This is a genomic window from Erythrobacteraceae bacterium WH01K, assembly GCA_027941995.1.
In the GTDB taxonomy this organism is placed as follows: domain Bacteria; phylum Pseudomonadota; class Alphaproteobacteria; order Sphingomonadales; family Sphingomonadaceae; genus CAJXSN01.
Map to the genome: position 1 here is coordinate 800,005 of CP115966.1, position 17,149 is coordinate 817,153.

Genomic DNA, 17,149 nt, shown 5'->3' on the forward strand with positions numbered 1-17,149 from the left:
GGCGGCCATGGCCCAGCCGTCAGGAATTCATGCACGCCGCGCCGCCTTGCAGATGCTCGATGCCGTTCTGCGCCGTGGCGATACGCTGGAACAGGCCGAGGGCCCGGCCCTGCGGCAGGTGCGCTCCGCGCCCGACAAGGCGCTGGCCCGGGCCATAGTGGGGGAGACCTTGCGATGGCTGGTCGATCTCGACGCGCTGATCGATTCCGCAACCCGCCAGAACTTGCCGCCGGACGCAAAGGCGCGCAGCGTGCTGCGGCTGATGCTGGCGCAGAGACTGCGGCTCGGCACGCCGGGCCACGCGGTCATTGCAACCGGCCTGCCGCTGCTTTCCGGCGGTCCGCGCCGCCTGGCGCACGGGGTGTTTTCTTCCCTCGACAAGCAAGGTGCGTCCTTGCCCGCTGCACCGACCCTTCCGGATGCGGTGCAGGCGCGGTGGGGGGACCGCGCGCAGGCGATTGCCGGGGGCCTGGCCGAACCGCCTCCCCTCGACCTGACCCTGCGCGAGCCTGAAGACACTGCGCCGTGGGCGACGCGTCTTGGCGCCGAAAGCCTCGTGCCCGGCCATGTGCGCCTGCCGCGCGGGCTGGCGGTCGAGACTCTCGAGGGCTTCGGCACGAAGGATGGCGGCGGGGCATGGTGGGTGCAGGATCTCGCCGCATCGCTGCCTGCCCGGCTTCTCGGCGCGGGGGAGGGGCGCACCGTGCTCGACCTGTGCGCGGCCCCGGGTGGCAAGACGCTGCAGCTTGCAGCGCAGGGCTGGAAAGTCACCTCGCTCGACATCAGCAAGCGGCGGCTCGGCCTGCTGAAGGACAATCTGCGCCGCACCGACCTCTCGGCATCGACGGTCCGCGCCGATGCGCTGGAATGGCAGCCGAAGCACCGCTTCGACGCGGTCCTGCTCGATGCGCCCTGCACGGCGACGGGCACCTGCCGCCGCCACCCGGACGTCCTGCAAAGGATTGGCATGCGGCAGATAGAGGAAACGACCCGGTTGCAGGATCTACTGCTGGCCCGCGCCAGCGCGATGCTGAAGCCCGGCGGCACGCTGGTCTACGCGGTCTGCTCGCTGGAAACCGAAGAGGGCGAAGAGCGGGCGCGCGAAGTCGATCTCGCGCCCGCGCCGATAGCTGCGGGGGAACTCCCGGCCGGCTTGCAACCTACGCCCGAAGGCTGGTTGCGGACCGATCCCGGGCTGCTGCGCGACGAAGGCGGCCTCGACGGCTTCTTCATCGCGCGGTGGACGAAGGACCCCGATTAGGCGTCCTGCCTCACCTTGTCCTGGAAGCTCTTGCGAAGCTTCATCAGCTTGGGCGGGATGACAGCCATGCAATAGGGATTTCGCTGGCCTTCGCCTTCCCAGTATTCCTGGTGATAGTCTTCTGCCGGATACCACGTCCCGCCTTCGATGGTGGTCACGGCCTCGCCCTGATTGCCTTCGTTCCAGCGGGCGATCGCGGCCTCAGCCTCGGCTTTCTGGGCATCGTCCAGCGGGAAGATCGCGCTGCGGTACTGGGTTCCGACATCGTTGCCCTGGCGGTTCAGCTGGGTCGGGTCATGGGTGCCCATGAACATGTCCAGGATTTCGCCATAGCTCACCACATCGACATCGTAGACCAGCTTCACAGCCTCCGCATGGCCCGTCCGGCCGGTGCAGATTTCCTTGTAGGTCGGGTTTTCGGTCTCGCCGCCGATATAGCCGCTTTCGACCTCTGTGACGCCTATCACGTCCTTGAACACCGCTTCGGTGCACCAGAAGCAGCCTCCGGCCAGAATCGCGGTTTCGCTGTTGCTCATTGGGAACTCTCCATTGTGTGCTAGGTAGATAGGAAGGTCCCCTCCGGCATCAACCGGCTGGGACCGATGGGCGCCCGGCGCGCCTGCGACAGGGAGATATTTTCATGCGTTTCAAGACCATCACCGCGGCGCTGTGTGCTGCATCCCTCGCCGTACCTGCCATGGCGCAGGACACGCCCTCGACCGGCGAACGTATCCTTGGCGGCATCCTCCAGCGCGTGCTGGGGGTTGAGCAGCCCGACACCGATGACGAAACCACGGCAGAGGTCGTGGTGGAAACCGCTGCCTACAGCACGCCCGACATGGCCACCGTGCTGGCGGATGCGCGCCGCGATGATGACCGCGCCCGGGACGCGTGGCGCAATCCTGCGCAGACGCTCGAATTCTTCCGCGTCGCGCCTGGAATGACCGTGGTCGACTACATGCCGGCCAGCGGCTGGTATACGCGCGTGCTCGTTCCCTATCTGGGCACCGGGGGCCGTTATCTGGGCCTGACCCCCGATCCCGCCGCTGCCGACAGCGAACGGTTCGCCAATTATTTCGAAGGGCTGCCCGCCAGCTTCCGCGAAAATGCGGGCGGATGGACCTTGAACGGCGCGCCTTACGCTGTCGTCTCGTCCGACCAGCTGAGCGATGCAACAGACGGCACGGCCGACCGCGTGCTGGTTTTCCGCGAGATGCACAACCTGCTGCGGTCCGGCGCGATGTACACCGAGCTGACCCGGATGCGCGACCTGCTGAAGGATGACGGCATGCTCGGCATCGTTCAGCACCGTGCCCGCGCAGATGCGCCTGCCGACTACACGCTCGGCAATAACGGCTATCTGCGCCAGCAGGATGTTATCGCGCTGATCGAGGCGCATGGCTTCCAGCTGGTCGGCACCAGCGAGATCAACGCCAACCCCAATGACGCGGCAAACTGGGATGGCGGTGTCTGGACCCGCGCACCCAGCTATCGCGGGGCCGAGGAGGGCACCGAAGCGCGCGTCACGGCCGAGGCAATCGGCGAAAGCGACCGCATGACCCTGCTTTTCCGTAAGCGGTAATCGCGCTAGGGCGCGGCGATGCAAGACTCGAAGGAGATTACCGTCGCCGCGCTCCAGCTCGACCTGTCGAGCCAGGACAGCGCCACCAATATCGAAGCCGTTTCGCAGCTCGTCGCCGAAGCGGCGGCCCGCGGCGCGGACGTGGTCCTGCCGCCGGAGCTGTTCGACGGACCCTATTTCTGCAAGGTGGAGGACGAGTCGCTGTTCGAGCGCGCGCGGCCCACGGCAGACCATCCCAATGTGAAGGCGATGGTACGCCTGGCAGCGCAACTGGGCGTCGCGATCCCGACCAGTTTCTTCGAACGCGACGGGCCGCATTACTACAACTCGCTGGCCATGATCGACGCGCGCGGCGAGCTGATGGGCGTCTATCGCAAGAGTCATATCCCCGACGGTCCGGGCTATGAGGAGAAATTCTATTTCCGTCCCGGCAATGGCGGGTTCCGTGTCTGGGACCTGCCCGTCGGCAATCGGATGGTGCGCATCGGCGTCGGCATCTGCTGGGACCAGTGGTACCCGGAAACGGCCCGCGTCATGGCACTGATGGGGGCGGAATTGCTGTTCTATCCCACGGCCATCGGGTCCGAGCCGTATGACGCGGAATTCGATACATCCGCCATGTGGCAACGCGCGATGCAGGGGCACGCCGTTTCAAATTGCATGCCCGTGATCGCCGCCAATCGGATCGGCGTGGAGGACGGACAGGCATTCTATGGCCACAGCTTCATCACGAACGAATGGGGAGACAAGGTGGTCGAATTCGGCCGCGAGGAAGACGGCGTCCTGGTCGCGACCCTCGACTTGCAGACGGCCGAGAAACACCGTGCGGGCATGGGCTTCTTCCGCGACCGCAGGCCGGAACTCTACGGCCGCATCTGCCAGGATATCTGACGCCGTGGGCGATGGGGCGAGCCACGCCTATCTCGTCGCGCTAGGATCGAACCAGCGCCATGTTCGTGAAGGGCGACCGGCACAGATCATCGACCGTGCGGTTGAGGCCTTTCGCCAGCGCGGCCTATCGGTCGAGGCTGTCTCCCCCGCCGTGAACAGTGCCCCGGTCGGGCCGTCGCAGCGCCGCTATGCCAATGCCGCGGCGCTGATACGAACATGCCTTGCGCCGCTCGATCTGCTGGCCAAACTGCACTCGATCGAAACGGATTTCGGGCGGCGGCGCAGGGGCCAGCGCTGGCGGTCGCGCACGCTCGATCTCGATATCGTGCTCTGGTCGGGGGGCATCTTCGACACGCCGGACTTGAGCATACCGCATCCCGCATTCCGGGGGAGGGACTTCGTGCTCGGTCCCCTGCTGGAAACAGGGCGCAACTGGCGCGACCCGGTGACAGGGCTTGCCGTCCGGCACCTTCACGCGAGGCTGGTCAAGCCGCGGCCGCTGCGCCTTTGACCATAATTTCCTGGTCGCCATCGCCCCAAGTGCCTTGACCCGTCGGGGCCATCGCCCTAGGCGCTCCATCCGGTGGTTGGGCCCTTAGCTCAGTTGGTAGAGCAACTGACTTTTAATCAGTAGGTCGCTGGTTCGAACCCAGCAGGGCTCACCACCTTTCCCCCGGCGTCCATCCGCCCCTTCCAGACATCTTCATCGATCCCCTCGGGCCGCACCGTGGTCCGGCTCGATACCGTGCGCCGGGCGCCGACCTGCGCTTCGGAAGGAACTCCGGCCACCGCCCCTTCTGCCTCGTGAACGCACAAACCTGCCCGTGCCTGAAAAGCCAAGCTGAACGAGACTTGTCTTGCAAATGAGAATCACTCTCATTAGCAGCAGCCGCGAGCGAGACGCGTGAGGCGACTCGCGCCAGTAGACAGGGATCGATCATGAAGTTTTTGCTATTCGCCGCAGCCGCCCCCCTTGCCATTCTCAGCTCGAACGCGGCGATGGCGCAGGAAGTGGGCACGGGCGATCCCGAACCGCCGGTCGATGCGAACACCATCGTCGTGACCGGCGCGCTCACCGATTTCGGCGCGACAAAGTCCGATGCGCCGATCGTCGAAACCGCGCGCTCCATATCGATCGAGACGGCAAGGGATTTCGACGAGAAGGGCGCCCAGTCGCTGGATGACGCGCTGACCTATTCCGCAGGCGTCACCGCAGAGCCGTTCGGCTTTTCCACCCGCGGCGACTTCGCGCAGGTCCGGGGGCTGGATGCGCCGGAATATCGCGACAACCTCCAGTATCTCTTCGGGTTCTACAACAATACGCGGCAGGATATTTACACGCTCGAGCAGGTCGAGGTTCTGAAGGGTCCGGCATCGGTTCTTTACGGTGCAGGCTCGCCCGGCGGCATCATCAACGTCGTCACGAAGCGCCCTCACCCCACCAGCGAAGGCGAAATCCGTCTCGATTACGGCAGCTTCGATCGCAAGCAGATCGCGACAGATTTCAACATTGCCATCCCCGGCGCAGAAGATAGCGCCCAGTTCCGTTTCGTCGGCCTGCTGAGGGATTCCGATACCCAGATCGCGCAGGTGGCGGACGACAAGCTGGTCATCGCGCCCGCCTTCACCGCGCGGCCCACGCCGGACACGGAAATCACGATCCTCGCCAATTATTCGGACCAGGATTCCGACACCGCGCACCAGTTCCTGCCGGTGATCGGCACGCTGCTGCCGTCGGCGAGCGGGGAGCGGATCGACCCCTATGTCTATCACGGTGCGCCCGGCTTCAATGCCTACAACACCGAAAGTTTCGCACTGACCCTGATCGGAGAGCAGCGGCTCAACGACGTCTTCTCGATCGAAGGGGTGGGGCGGTATCTCGATACCCAGGCCGATTACCGCCAGGCGTGGATCGCCTTTACGGGCAACGGCGTGCCCCGGGTGGATGCGGAAGGGAACGGTGCGTGGACCTACTACCTCGCCGACAATCGAAGCGAGCAGATGGCCTTCGACGTTCGCGCCCGGGCAGAGTTCGCGACCGGTCCGGTCGAACATGAAGTGCTGGCCGGGGTTCAATACCAGGATGTCCTGACCGATTCCGACACGGCCTATCTCTACGCCTACGGCACGCTCAACGCGTTCGATCCGCAATATACGAACGTGCCCAGCGTGGCAGAGATCGAGCAGTTCAAGGGCGACGGCCCGAAGAACTCGGTGAAATCGACGGGCTATTACCTGTCCAACCAGATGAGCCTGGGCAATCTGGTCGCAAATGCCGGGATCCGTTTTGACGATGTAACCAACGGCGTCGAGAACGGCGTGGTCCAGGAAGACGACGCGACCAGCCTCAGTTTCGGGCTGCTATGGCGCGGACCTGCGGGCATATCGCCCTATGCCAGCTATGCCGAGAGTTTCGAGCCGGTTGTGGGCGTCGACACGAAAACCGGCAGTCAGCTTCTGCCGCAGGAAGGCCGCCAGTACGAGGTCGGCGTGAAGTACCAGCCACCGGGCGTGAACGCGCTGGTCACCGTCAGCGCGTTCGATATCGAGGTGTCGAACCTGCCCAACCCGGCGGCGCTGGTCGGCGGAAACAGCCAGCAGGAAGGCGTCTCCAAGGTGCGCGGAGTCGAACTGGAGGCCAATGCGCTGCTCGGCGGGCTGAGGCTGGACGGTAATGTCAGCTATCTCGATGCAGAGGACCCCAACGGCCTGCCCCTGACCTCTATCGCCGACTGGCAGGCGTCGCTTTTCGCGCTTTATACGTTTTCGGGCGCACTGGAAGGTCTCAGCCTCGGTGGCGGCGTGCGCTATGTCGGCGGAAATGAGAGCAACGGCATTTCCGCGCTGGACGGCAGCCTGCTGACCTACCGTGTCGACGGGCGAACCGTGGGGGACCTGTCGGCGGGATATGATTTCGGCCCGTTCGAACTGCGGATCACCGCGCGTAACGTGACGAACGAGGAATATTATTCCGTCTGCCTCGTGCGGGGCGACTGTTTCCCGGGCGAGAAGCGGAGCATCAACGGCTCGCTCACCTACAACTTCTGATGACCGGGACTGCCATCATCGCGCTCGCTCTCGTGCTCGCCGTCGCCGGGATTTTCACCTTGCGCATATCCTGGGGCCGGGTTGGGCGGGACGTTCACCTGAACCTCATCGGATGGAGTCTGTTGGCTGCGGGGACCATCGTAGGCGCGATGAAAGCCGGTGCGTGGGGAATGGCCGTCACAGCAGCGGCCGCGATGATTGCGGCGATCGCCCTGCTGCTGGTTGCGGCAGCGCGGTCCGATGCCAAGGGGCGGAGCGCCCGGCGGTTGCCACGGCCTGCCTGTGCGGCTTCTCTGCAAAACACTGCGCCGGCATGGAGGGGGGCAATCACCTTTGCACTGGCCGGACCAGTGTCGCTGCTGGCGGTCGTTGCGCTGGCGCTCGCGGTGCGGACCAGGATTGTCGGTGCGGGCGGCGAAGAAGCCGATGCCAATGTCGCGGTCCTCGGTCTCGTCCCGCTTCTCTGGCCGTTCGCTGCGCTGGCGGTGACCATGCCGGCGGGCAGGCTGAAGGGGGCTGCGGCGCTTCTCGCCATCGGTCTGTGTTCGCTGCCGCTCGCCATGACCGGGGGAGCATCGCTGTGAGAAAGGGACAAACTGCAGGCCTGGTGCAGGCATCGCTGCGGGCGCATTCGTCCATCGCCCTTGTCTGCTGCGCGCTCCTTTACCTGATCTGCGTCAGCGGCACGGCCATCGTCCTTTACGAGGAATGGCAGCGGTTCGAGCAGTCGGAAGCGCCGGAGATGGCATCGATCGATGCTCCGACCGTGCAGCGTGCTGCCGAGAATGTGCTGGCGCACGAAAGCGACCGCGATACGACGACGCATCTCTATGTTCACCTGCCGACGGACGCCTTGCCGCGCACCACGGTCACGACCGATACGCAGGCCTTCCACGTCGACGACAGCGGCGCGATCGCGATGCCGGAAGAGAATGCCTGGGCGGAATTCGTTCTTGCCCTGCATTACCGGCTGAACCTGCCGGCGGTCATCGGCATGTCGCTGGTGGGTGCATTCGGCGCGATGATCGTCGCGCTGTCCATTTCCGGCATCCTTGCCCATCCACGGGTGTTCCGCGATGCGTTTCGCCTTCGTGCGCGGCGGCGCGGCGATGTTTCGACCATCGACTGGCACAACCGGTTGGCCGTCTGGACCCTGCCGTTCGCACTGGCAACGGCGCTCACCGGATCGATGATCGGCCTGTTCTATGTGAGCGGGGGCAGCATGGCAGCTGCGGCCTATGGCGGAGACAGCGAAGCGGCGATCGCGCCCATCTTCGGAAGCGAGCCGGAACCCGATGCGGCCCCGGCCGCGCTTGCCAATACCGTTCCGGCCCTGGAATACATGGCGCGCGAATATCCGGAGGTGCGCCCGTCCTACGTCATCGTCCACGATCCGCAGACGGCCGGCCAGCATATCCAGATCGTCGGGATCCATGCACAGCGGCTGATCTTCGGCGAGTATTACGCATTCGACGGCGATGGCACGTTCACCGGCACGGCGGGCATGGCGGACGGGACGGTCGGCCAGCAGCTGGCGGCATCGACCTACAACCTGCATTTCGGCAATTACGGCGGGCTGCCGGTGAAGGTCGCCTATATCGTGTTCGGCATCGCTCTCACCATCGTCGTGGCGACCGGCACGTTCATTTGGCTGAACAAGCGCGAGCGGCGCGGACAGCCCTCCGGCGGCTTACGCGCGGCGTGGTGGGGCATCGTCGCCGGGGTTCCGGCCGGGCTCGTCACCACGCTTGCAGCGCGGCTTGCGGCCGGAAACGACGCGCCTTTCACGGCGATTTTCTGGCTGACCTGCCTGCTGGCCGTCGGTTTGGCGCTGGCGGTGCGGAGAAGGGCGGGCGGCTCGCTGTCCCCCTCCCGCGCCTGAGCCAACAGGGCGTCAGGCGGCACAATCCATGATGTCGGTAATGACCCGCTTGCCGTCGCCGTCGCGGCCCAGCTGGACGATGATGTCGATGACGCTGGCCGCGTAATTGCGGGTGTCGTCCAGCGTCAGCCCGATCCCGGTCTGCATCGCCATGAGCGCCAGTTGGTCGAGCGCCCCGCGCGGTGAATTGGCGTGGATGGTCGAAAAACTGCCGGGATGCCCGGTATTGATGGCGCGCAGGAACGATATGCATTCCGACCCGCGCAATTCGCCAAGGACCAGCCGGTCGGGACGCAGGCGCAGGGCCGCCTGCAGCAAGTCGTTCGCAGTCACCTTGGCCGCGCCGAGTTCGCCCTTCACTGCGACGAGGCCTGCACCGTTTTCTCCCGGCAGGCGCAGTTCCGGCGTATCCTCGACCACGATGACGCGCTCTCCTGCCGGGATTTCGCCCAGCATCGCATTGAGGAAGGTCGTCTTTCCGGTGCTGGTCCCGCCCGACACGAGGACGGTGCGCCGCTGGCGTATGGCCTCGCGAAGGAACGCGATCGGCTCTGCCTGCGGATCGGGCACCGGGCCCCGTGTGGCCGAGGCGATCGCGCCGTGATCATAGGCGTCGAGCGGCAGCTCAAGCCGCCGGTGGCGGCGGATCGCCATGACCCAGTTCTTGCGCGCGGCAGGAGGGCCGCAGAACTGGACGCGGGCCCCGTCAGGCAGGGTTGCACCCAGCAGCGGATGCTCGCGGTTGATGCCCTGGTGGCTGACCCGCGCCACCTGCTCCGCCAACCGCTGAACGAGCGTGTCGGTAATGTCCGGTGTCTCGATCCGCTGCATTCCCTTGCCCGCTTCCTCGACCCAGACTTCGCCCGGGCGATTGACCAGGATTTCGGTTACCGTGTCGCGGTCGAGCCATTCGCGGAACGGGGCGAGGTAAGCGTCGAGATAGACGCTGCGCTGCTCCGACTGCGGAACGGTGGGGGCTGGATGCAGGTCGCCGGACATCGGATTGCCTCAGCGCGCCACGGCAGCGACGGTTGAGAAATCCAGATCGCGCGCGGTGAAGACCCGGATCGGTTCGCCCTGCCGCACCCGGATGGTGGGGCCGATCTGGCTGTCCTGCTGCGCGGCGATACCGGCTGCCGACTGGCTTGCGCCGCCGATGACGACCGACGCGCCGCCCGAACCGACAGCCGACAGGCCGCCGATGACCGACAGCAGCATGGCCGAACCGAAACGCTTGAAGAACTTGGAATCCACCTCGCCCGGAAGGCCGGTCGTGCCATCGAAGCCTATGGCGGGCGATTGCAGGTTCACCGACGCTCCGTCGGGACGGATGACGCGGGTCCACACGACATAGGCCCGCTTCTGCCCGCCTTGCACGCCGGACTGGTACTGGCCGATCAGACGGCTGGAACGCGGGACGAGGACATTCTTGCCATCGAAGCTGCGCACGTCCTGGCTGATCACAGCGCGGACATAGCCCGGCACGTCGGTATCGATGGCGGTCTCCAGAATGGCCGGGATCAGCGTCCCTTGCGTGACGGTGGTCGCGGGATCGGTCATTGCCGTCGCCTGCGCCGGGCCGCCACCGACACCGCCGATGCGGCTGGCAAATTCGGAGGCCGAACCGGCGACGCCGCCCGGACTACCCTCGGCTGCGGCTTCTGCCATGGCGGCGACCGGGCCGCTGGCGATGGCGCGGCCGGTGCTGGCATCGAACACCATGGTCGGGCTGGAATAGGGATTGACCTGCGGAGCGGGAACGCCGCCCGTGCGTGGCATGGCCGACAGGACGGGCTGCGGCGCGGGATCGGCGCGCCGGGGGGCGGCCGCCGGTCCCGCGGGGCGCGGTCCGGGCTGCGCGATTACGGCTTCCCGAGGCGGCTGCGTCGCCTGCGGAGCCGGAACGGTATCGGCATTGCCGACGCTGGCGGGCGGTTCCATCCGGGCGCTGTTCATGCTCCACAGGGTGACGGCGCCCAATGCCGCGACAATGGCGATCCCGGCGACCAGGCCCGCCGCATCGGATTTGCCCTGCTTGCGCGCGACGGCCGGGAAGCTGTTGCGGCTGGCGAGATCGATGATCTCCGCACTCTCACGTTCGCGCGGATCGAAGTCCTCGTCGTTCGCGGCGGATGCGTTGCCCGGGTTCTTGCCGGAGGGAAGTCTGGTGGCGAGAGGCATGATGCGTGGACCTTGAAGGGGAAAGTTCGTCAGCGGCGATTGGCGAGGGACGCGGAGCCCCGGCCGCCCGGCCTTTGCGTGGCGGTGGAAGGCGGCGCGGCATTCACCAGAGTCGCGCTGTCGTCGCCCAGCCGAAGCACGATTTCCGCCGGGGTCCCGTCGATCACGATGGTATCGCCGCGTACGGTGAAATTGACCGGTCCCTCGGTGCCTTCGTAATCCTTGACCAGGATGGCGGGGACCGCAGCTCCGGAAGGCCAGGTGAGATAGGTCGTCTCGCCGTCGTCGAAGGTCTCGCTGGGAAGCAGGCTGGCATCGCCGCTGCCGACCCATGCCGTGTTGACCTTCGCAGGATCTATGACTGCATAGGGATCGCTGGCCGCCTGCGTTTCGACGGCATTGGGTGATAGCGCCAGCTGTGCGCCGCTGGCCTCCGCACCCGGAGCGGTGTTCGCTTCGGGTTCTTCGGGATAGGTGAAGGCGAGCAAATAGAGCGGTTTCGCCTTGGGCGCAGCGACCAGGTCGAACAGGTAGGTGTGCTTGTTCGTGACCACTGTCATGTTGGTGCGTGCGGTCGGCGTCAGCGGTTTGACGAACAGCAGGTTGGCCCGTTTGTTCGGGGTGACCTGCCATGCCATGGAATCGCCGATCGCGACATTCTCGATGCTTTCGTCCTCGCCGAAACGGATGGTCGCCTGCACCTTCACCCGCCCTTCGAGACGGACGACTTCCATGGGGTCGTACAGCCGCTCCACAAGGCGGGCATCCTGCGCCGTGGCGGGCACGGCCGTGGCCGCCGCCGCAAGCGCGAGAGCAGCCATTACCGGGCGGAGCGTTGACGGACGGCCGACGCTGATCATTTCACTTTCTCCGACATTCGCTGCGGGGCAGGCTTGAACCGCGTTCCGATGCCGGAGGTGCGCTGCACCCCCTTGCTTGCCGGACGAGGGGTGCTGCCACCGGGATTGTTCGTGATATTGGTAATGCGGGTGCCGCTGCCGCCGTGGCTTATGCCCGGATCATTGGCGGGCATGAGCGGTGCGGCATGAGCAGGGGAGCCGGCGGCGATCGCCGTACGGCTTGCCAGTGCCTCGTGCGGGGTGCTGGCGACAGGGGTTCTGGGCGATCCGTCCGCCTGCCGCGTTACCTGCACGGGCGGGGGAGCGGGGGCGGCCTGCGACTGCCCTTCCGATACATCCTGCACCAGTCCGAACACGCGCCAACCGGCCACCATCGTACCGGTGATCTTCAGCACCATGACCATCAGCGCGACATGGACCGCGCCGAGCATGAAGAAGGCCATGGCAGGGCGCGCCTCGATCTGGCCCGGCACGGCGGCCAGCGCGCCGAGGACGGGAACCGCCAGTTCCAGCATGATCGTGCCGGTCAGCACGGCGAACAGCGGGACGAGCGCCAGCATCACCGCGGCCTTCAGCCAGCCGGTGAACAGGCCGCGCGTGCCATTGAACAGCGCCATGACGACGAAGATCGGCCCCAACGCGACCAGTACGGCCAGCGCAATGCGCGCAGTCACCAGCACACCCACCGTGCCCAGCATGAACAGCATCGCGCCCAGCCACAGCATGCCCTCGGGCGAAAATGCGGAGACGTCTGCGGTTTCGCCCTGCGCCGCCTCGACCGCGCCGAAGACGACATCGACCTTGCCCGCAAAGGTGGCCGTCGCCGAACCGCTGTCGCCGGTCAGGACGCCTGCCAGCCAGTCGGGCGCGCCGATGGTCAGGTTCCACACCACGCTCTGATAGGCGACCCAGCTGGTCGCGAAGGTAAGCACCAGGCCGAGCGTGATCATGCGCGGCGTCAATGCGCGCACGCCCAAGGCGGATCGACCGGTCAGCAGGTTGATGGCGAAGAAGGCGACGTAGAGGGTCAGCAGGATCGTCAGGACGGTAATCAGCGCCCCGTCCGATCCGAACAGGCGGGCAAAGGCATCGCCCGTGACCTCGGCCGCAACGCAGTCGACGGCGCGCAGGGCAGAGGCTACGCCGCCCGCGGCCTCGTTCACCGCATACTGGCACTGTGCCGGATCGGCCGCGCCGGGGAAGGATGCGCCCGTGGTCACTCTGCCGCCTCGGCAAAGCGTGACGGGGCAGGCGCAGTGCCTGCAGGGAAGTGATCTTCCTGTCCCGGCCAGTCATAGCCTGTGAGTTCGGGATACCAGTGAGCCGGTTCGTCGCCCGCATAGGCGCGGATCGTATCGAGCTTGCGCACGGTGCTTTCCCGGCCCGAAAGGATGGTGAGCACCTCAGGTGCGCCTGAGAGGTCGAGCCGGACGACGACGCTGGCGTCGGGCTGGCGGACCAGGAAACAGCGGCTGTGCGCGGGCAGCGTGCGGATCAGCGTCAGCTCGTGCGCGGTCAGGCCGAAACCGTCGCAGTAATCTTCCGGCCGGGCGCGGCTATTGGGCATGAACACCATCGTCGCGGTCTGTTCGACCAGCGCGGTGGAGATGCGGCTGTCCAGCGCGTCGCGGGCGCTTTGGGTGGCAAAGCCGACCAGCGCATTGCGCTTCCTCAGCGTCTTCAGCCAGTCGCGAATGCGCGCGGCGAAAACCTCGTCGTCCAGAGCCTTCCAACCCTCGTCGATCAGGATCATGGTCGGCTGGCCGTCCAGCCGTTCCTCGATCCGGTGGAAGAGATACATCATGGTCGGCGTGCGCAGGGCCGGGTTTTCCAGCAGTGCCGTCATGTCGAAGCCGAGCGTGCGGTTCGTCAGGTCCAGCTCGTCGCGCGGATTGTCGAACAGCCAGCTATGTTCGCCGCCTTCTATCCAGGCGCTCAGCCGGTCCGCAAGGTCGCCCGGTTCGGGCCGCCGCGCGCCGGACAGCAGTTCGCGGAAGTTCTTAAGCCGACGAAGGCTGCCGTCGTTTTCGTAGGCGGCGTCCACCGCATGGGCGACGGTCTGCAATTCCTCCGGCCCGTCCGCCTTCAGCAGCACGCCGAGCCAGCTGCGCAGGAACGCGCGGTTGGCAGCGCTGTCGGGCAGGGCGAGCGGGTTGAAGCCGGTCGGCTCGCCGGCGGAAATCCGGTCGTAGCGCCCGCCAATGCCGCGTACGAACAGCTCCGCACCGCGGTCCTTGTCGAACAGGATGGTGCGCGGTTTGAACTTCTGCGCCTGCGCGGCGAGGTAGTTCATGACCACGGTCTTGCCCGATCCGCTGGGCCCGATGACCGAGAAATTGCCGAGGTCGCCGTGATGGAAATTGAAGAAGAACGGCGTGGAACTGGTCGTTTCCAGCAGCGTCACCGCGTCGCCCCAGTGATTGCCTTCCGCCTGTCCGAGCGCGAAACCGTGCAAGCTGCCGAAGCTGGCCATGTTGGCCGACGAAATCATCGCGCGGCGCACGATGTAATGCTCGTTGCCCGGGAACTGCGCCCAGAAGGCAGGCTCCAGGTTTGTATCCTCGCGCACGACGATGGCGCCGGTATCGGCCAGTGCAGCGGCGCAGGAGGCGGCTGCGTCGTCGAGCGCGGGCAGCGTATCCTCGCGCACGAGGATCGAGAGGTGATGGTCGCCGAAACCGACCGCCCCATTGCCCAGCGCATCGCGGGCCGACAGCATGTCGGCGCGTTCGGCCCGCGCTTCCTCGTCGGCGCTGCGCAGGCGACGCAGGGCCAGGTCCATGCGTTCCCGAGCAGTCGTGCGTTCGGTCGGCGCGTAGCTTTCCGATACGATCATTTCGTGCGGCAGCCGCAGCATTGCATCGAGCAGGCCCGGGCTGGTTGCGTCGGGATAATCCTTCAGGCTGAGGATGGCGGAGAAATCGGGATCGCCCGACCCGCGAAGTTCCATCGCGTCGAGCCCGAAACTGGCGCGGCGATAAGGCAGCATCTGGCCGATATCGATGCCCTCCGCCGGGCGTCGCACGGGGCGCATCTCGCCGTTGTAGAGCGCCGAAAGCAGTTCCAGGATCTCGTTATTCGTCTTGCCGGCGGACCCGGCATAGTCCCCCAGCAGGCTGGCGCCATAGGCCTGCAACGAGGCGACGAGGCCTGACGCTGCAGCTTTCAGCGTCCGCAAATCCTTCGCGTCGGGCTCCGCCACCATTTCCTCGCCTCGGTGGGTGAGCCCCTTCCACTTGCGCGAGGCCTTCTCGGCCCAACCCGCCTTGCCGCGTGCAGGACGGCGGATGAGGGTGACGAACTGGTCGTTGACGAAAAGCGGCCTTGCGGCGCGGCCCTGGCTCGATCGGTCGTCGATATGCTGGCTCAGCGGGTCGGGAAAGCGCGCATTGAGATCGACCGACACGCGCCTGCGAACGACGTGATGGACCATGACGAAACGTGCATCGAGGGTGGAGCGAAGAACCACCTCGCGGGTCGCGGCATGGGCGTTCAGCGCGGCGGTATCTTCCGTCTCGAACAGCAGGCCGGGGACCTGCAGCACGGTCATCAGAGAGCCGTCGCGCAATTGCATCGTATGTTCGTCGACAAGGCGCAGATAGGGCAGGCGATCCCCGGCCCGCACTTCCTTGTCGCTCCATGCGGCAGCGCCGATCCACTTCTTCATGTCTCGCGACCCTCCATCAGGTCTGGCCGGTGAGGCCGTTAACGGCGCGCATCACGGCGCGTAGCTGTTGCAGCCCCACTGCTTGTGGTTCTTCACCCGCGGGCACTTGCTGACCTTCGTGATCCAGAGGTCGAAGATGCGCGGTTCGCGCAGGCAGGCGAAATAGCCGATCCCGTGCATGACGGCGGCGGCGGGTAGGGCCAGCCAGCTGCCGGTAATCAGGAACACCTCGGTCGTGACCGCGGCGTTGATGATGAAATAATTGTAGGTCACGCCCGCGAACATCTGCGGCCTCGTCAGCGCGCGGTGCACGGGGTGACGGACGAGCTGGTCCATCAGCCGGCCGCCGCGCCCTGGATGCCCGCGACGATCGAGGCGGAGCCGAACAGGATGAACGTGCCGATGATGACGGTCGCGCCGAACCGCCAGTTCAGGCGGCCGGTCAGCATCATGAACCCGACCGCCGCCACGGCCATCACGGCGACGGCGGTGGCCACATTGCCGAGCAGCGTGCCCTGCAGCCAGCCGAGCGCAGCGACGATCGGGCCCGATCCGGCGGGGTCGTTCTGCTGGACCTGCGCGAAGGCGGCGGTGGGCGAAGCCAGCGCGGCAAGGGCGGACAGGGCTGCGAGGCGGGCGGGGGTCTTCATTACGGTAGGTCCTGACGAGAATGATTGGAAAGACGCCCCATGATGGAGGCGACATAGGTCTGGGTTTCACGGATGCGGGGGACGCCGCCGGCACGGATGACGCGGCCCGGGCCGGCATTGTAGGCCGCCAGCGCCTTTTCGAGGTCGCCATCGAACCGGTCGAGTTGTTCGCGTAAGTAACGCGCGCCGCCTTCGAGATTCTGGAATGCGTCGCGGGGATCGACCCCGAGATCGCGCGCAGTGCCGGGCATCAGCTGCGCAAGCCCCCGCGCGCCTACCGGCGAGACGGCATTCTGCCGCCAACGGCTTTCCTGCCAGACAAGCGCTTCTATGAGGCTGGGACTAAGGTCGAAGCGCTGGGAGAGTTCCGCAACCTTGGCCGCATATTGCCCCGGAATGCCTGTGGCGGTGCGCGACTGGTCGGACTGGGCGGAGAGAGGAAACAGCGTGGAGAGCGAATCGGATTGCGAACCGTCCTGCATATCGGTGGACGCGGCAGGCATCGAGGCGTGGTCGCCGGAAACCCAGCGCGCGCCGTCATCGTCGATTTGCAAGACATCCGCCCGTGCAGGGGCGGAGAGGACCAGCAGCGCGAATCCGGTCGCCGCCAGCCCGTGTTTCATTGAAGTCATCGGACCCTCCAACGAGGGCCGATAGCCATGTCACATTACACATCCGTGACATCGGTGCGCCCGGCAGGGCTCACATGTCCGCGAGCTCTTTCAGGTCTGCTTCGCGGTCAGTCCCGCAGCGCGAGGCTTGCGGTCCGGAACTCGCCGCGATCCAGGCTTTTCAAGGCTGCCCGTGCGAGGTCGGGGGGATAGACCCAGCGCCCGTCGCGCGTTTCCAGCGTGTAATCGACCTTGGTCCGGCGCACTTCCTCGAACAGGGCGCGGGCTTCTGCCTCGCGGCCCTGCATCGCCAGCGTCACCCCGCGATTGATCAGGACTGCGGGCTGCGTTTCCTGGGCTGCGACCACGTCGATGGCGGCATTTGCGGGCGAGCCATCGGCGGCCGAAGGGGCCTGCGTTGCTGCTGCCATCGCCAATAAAATTGCGCCAACCATCTCGTCTCTCCTCTTCCGTGACAGTTTTATGACATTTCCATGACGCAAAATCAAGAAAGCG

The 17,149-nt window shown here is 66.0% G+C and carries 17 protein-coding genes and 1 tRNA gene; 8 read left to right on the forward strand and 10 right to left on the reverse strand.

Going from position 1 to position 17,149, the window contains the following annotated elements:
- Window positions 1-7 precede the first annotated feature (7 nt).
- Window positions 8-1,261 carry an RsmB/NOP family class I SAM-dependent RNA methyltransferase gene (locus tag PF049_04010; protein WBY17330.1) on the forward strand — a complete coding sequence of 418 codons (1,254 nt, stop codon included), beginning with the start codon at window positions 8-10 and terminating at the stop codon, window positions 1,259-1,261.
- Here PF049_04010 and msrA read toward each other — a convergent pair.
- Window positions 1,258-1,797, reverse strand: coding sequence for a peptide-methionine (S)-S-oxide reductase MsrA (gene msrA / locus PF049_04015; GenBank protein WBY17331.1), 540 nt, complete (start codon window positions 1,795-1,797; stop codon window positions 1,258-1,260). The two genes, PF049_04010 and msrA, sit on opposite strands and share 4 nt — an antisense overlap.
- 104 nt (window positions 1,798-1,901) lie before the next feature.
- On the opposite strand from msrA, the gene PF049_04020 reads away from it, so the two are divergent.
- The 7 genes from PF049_04020 to PF049_04050 all read left to right on the forward strand — a co-directional run bounded on the left by PF049_04020 (window position 1,902) and on the right by PF049_04050 (window position 8,664).
- Window positions 1,902-2,843: a hypothetical protein gene (locus PF049_04020; protein WBY17332.1), complete on the forward strand. Its 942-nt coding sequence runs from the start codon at window positions 1,902-1,904 to the stop codon at window positions 2,841-2,843.
- An 18-nt stretch (window positions 2,844-2,861) separates the two neighbouring features.
- Entirely contained in the window at window positions 2,862-3,734 is an 873-nt protein-coding gene (gene aguB / locus PF049_04025; protein ID WBY17333.1) for an N-carbamoylputrescine amidase, read from the forward strand.
- Between the two features lie 4 nt (window positions 3,735-3,738).
- Window positions 3,739-4,245, forward strand: a complete 507-nt coding sequence (gene folK / locus PF049_04030) for a 2-amino-4-hydroxy-6-hydroxymethyldihydropteridine diphosphokinase (GenBank protein WBY17334.1) — start codon at window positions 3,739-3,741, stop codon at window positions 4,243-4,245.
- A gap of 78 nt (window positions 4,246-4,323) precedes the next feature.
- Window positions 4,324-4,399 (forward strand) — tRNA-Lys (locus PF049_04035).
- Window positions 4,400-4,673: 274 nt separating this feature from the next.
- Complete coding sequence (locus PF049_04040; protein ID WBY17335.1) at window positions 4,674-6,782, forward strand: TonB-dependent siderophore receptor; 2,109 nt, start codon at window positions 4,674-4,676, stop codon at window positions 6,780-6,782.
- On the forward strand, window positions 6,782-7,366 hold the full coding sequence (locus PF049_04045; protein WBY17336.1) for a hypothetical protein: 585 nt from the start codon (window positions 6,782-6,784) through the stop codon (window positions 7,364-7,366). The genes PF049_04040 and PF049_04045 overlap by 1 nt, the downstream gene beginning before the upstream one ends.
- Window positions 7,363-8,664 (forward strand): PepSY-associated TM helix domain-containing protein, encoded by a 1,302-nt coding sequence (locus tag PF049_04050; GenBank protein WBY17337.1) that lies wholly within the window; start codon window positions 7,363-7,365, stop codon window positions 8,662-8,664. The genes PF049_04045 and PF049_04050 overlap by 4 nt, the downstream gene beginning before the upstream one ends.
- Window positions 8,665-8,676: 12 nt before the next feature.
- Here PF049_04050 and virB11 read toward each other — a convergent pair whose 3' ends face one another.
- From virB11 to PF049_04095, 9 genes are all read right to left on the reverse strand, one after another.
- A complete protein-coding gene (virB11, locus tag PF049_04055) occupies window positions 8,677-9,663 on the reverse strand; it encodes a P-type DNA transfer ATPase VirB11 (protein WBY17338.1) in 987 nt (328 codons plus the stop codon).
- A gap of 9 nt (window positions 9,664-9,672) precedes the next feature.
- A complete protein-coding gene (locus PF049_04060; protein ID WBY17339.1) occupies window positions 9,673-10,845 on the reverse strand; it encodes a TrbI/VirB10 family protein in 1,173 nt (390 codons plus the stop codon).
- A 29-nt stretch (window positions 10,846-10,874) separates the two neighbouring features.
- Window positions 10,875-11,705: a TrbG/VirB9 family P-type conjugative transfer protein gene (locus tag PF049_04065; protein WBY17340.1), complete on the reverse strand. Its 831-nt coding sequence runs from the start codon at window positions 11,703-11,705 to the stop codon at window positions 10,875-10,877.
- A complete protein-coding gene (locus PF049_04070) occupies window positions 11,702-12,925 on the reverse strand; it encodes a type IV secretion system protein (GenBank protein WBY17341.1) in 1,224 nt (407 codons plus the stop codon). The genes PF049_04065 and PF049_04070 overlap by 4 nt, the downstream gene beginning before the upstream one ends.
- A complete protein-coding gene (locus PF049_04075; protein ID WBY17342.1) occupies window positions 12,922-15,372 on the reverse strand; it encodes a VirB4 family type IV secretion/conjugal transfer ATPase in 2,451 nt (816 codons plus the stop codon). The genes PF049_04070 and PF049_04075 overlap by 4 nt, the downstream gene beginning before the upstream one ends.
- A gap of 51 nt (window positions 15,373-15,423) precedes the next feature.
- On the reverse strand, window positions 15,424-15,708 hold the full coding sequence (locus tag PF049_04080; protein ID WBY17343.1) for a VirB3 family type IV secretion system protein: 285 nt from the start codon (window positions 15,706-15,708) through the stop codon (window positions 15,424-15,426).
- A complete protein-coding gene (locus PF049_04085) occupies window positions 15,708-16,022 on the reverse strand; it encodes a TrbC/VirB2 family protein (protein WBY17344.1) in 315 nt (104 codons plus the stop codon). Before PF049_04085 ends, PF049_04080 begins: the two co-directional genes overlap by 1 nt.
- Window positions 16,022-16,645 (reverse strand): lytic transglycosylase domain-containing protein, encoded by a 624-nt coding sequence (locus PF049_04090; GenBank protein WBY17984.1) that lies wholly within the window; start codon window positions 16,643-16,645, stop codon window positions 16,022-16,024. Before PF049_04090 ends, PF049_04085 begins: the two co-directional genes overlap by 1 nt.
- A 116-nt stretch (window positions 16,646-16,761) precedes the next feature.
- The gene (locus PF049_04095; GenBank protein WBY17345.1) at window positions 16,762-17,088 is read right to left on the reverse strand and encodes a hypothetical protein; all 327 of its coding nucleotides are present in this window, start codon (window positions 17,086-17,088) and stop codon (window positions 16,762-16,764) included.
- Between the last annotated feature and the right edge of the window lie 61 nt (window positions 17,089-17,149).

What these genes read in the sequence shown, in the direction of transcription:
- PF049_04010 (WBY17330.1), top strand. Translation starts at nt 8, where the DNA reads ATGGCCCAGCCGTCAGGAATTCATGCACGCCGCGCCGCCTTGCAGATG.
- msrA (WBY17331.1), bottom strand. Translation starts at nt 1,797, where the DNA reads ATGAGCAACAGCGAAACCGCGATTCTGGCCGGAGGCTGCTTCTGGTGC.
- PF049_04020 (WBY17332.1), top strand. Translation starts at nt 1,902, where the DNA reads ATGCGTTTCAAGACCATCACCGCGGCGCTGTGTGCTGCATCCCTCGCC.
- aguB (WBY17333.1), top strand. Translation starts at nt 2,862, where the DNA reads ATGCAAGACTCGAAGGAGATTACCGTCGCCGCGCTCCAGCTCGACCTG.
- PF049_04040 (WBY17335.1), top strand. Translation starts at nt 4,674, where the DNA reads ATGAAGTTTTTGCTATTCGCCGCAGCCGCCCCCCTTGCCATTCTCAGC.
- PF049_04045 (WBY17336.1), top strand. Translation starts at nt 6,782, where the DNA reads ATGACCGGGACTGCCATCATCGCGCTCGCTCTCGTGCTCGCCGTCGCC.
- virB11 (WBY17338.1), bottom strand. Translation starts at nt 9,663, where the DNA reads ATGTCCGGCGACCTGCATCCAGCCCCCACCGTTCCGCAGTCGGAGCAG.
- PF049_04060 (WBY17339.1), bottom strand. Translation starts at nt 10,845, where the DNA reads ATGCCTCTCGCCACCAGACTTCCCTCCGGCAAGAACCCGGGCAACGCA.
- PF049_04065 (WBY17340.1), bottom strand. Translation starts at nt 11,705, where the DNA reads ATGATCAGCGTCGGCCGTCCGTCAACGCTCCGCCCGGTAATGGCTGCT.
- PF049_04075 (WBY17342.1), bottom strand. Translation starts at nt 15,372, where the DNA reads ATGAAGAAGTGGATCGGCGCTGCCGCATGGAGCGACAAGGAAGTGCGG.
- PF049_04080 (WBY17343.1), bottom strand. Translation starts at nt 15,708, where the DNA reads ATGGACCAGCTCGTCCGTCACCCCGTGCACCGCGCGCTGACGAGGCCG.
- PF049_04085 (WBY17344.1), bottom strand. Translation starts at nt 16,022, where the DNA reads ATGAAGACCCCCGCCCGCCTCGCAGCCCTGTCCGCCCTTGCCGCGCTG.
- PF049_04090 (WBY17984.1), bottom strand. Translation starts at nt 16,645, where the DNA reads ATGAAACACGGGCTGGCGGCGACCGGATTCGCGCTGCTGGTCCTCTCC.
- PF049_04095 (WBY17345.1), bottom strand. Translation starts at nt 17,088, where the DNA reads ATGGTTGGCGCAATTTTATTGGCGATGGCAGCAGCAACGCAGGCCCCT.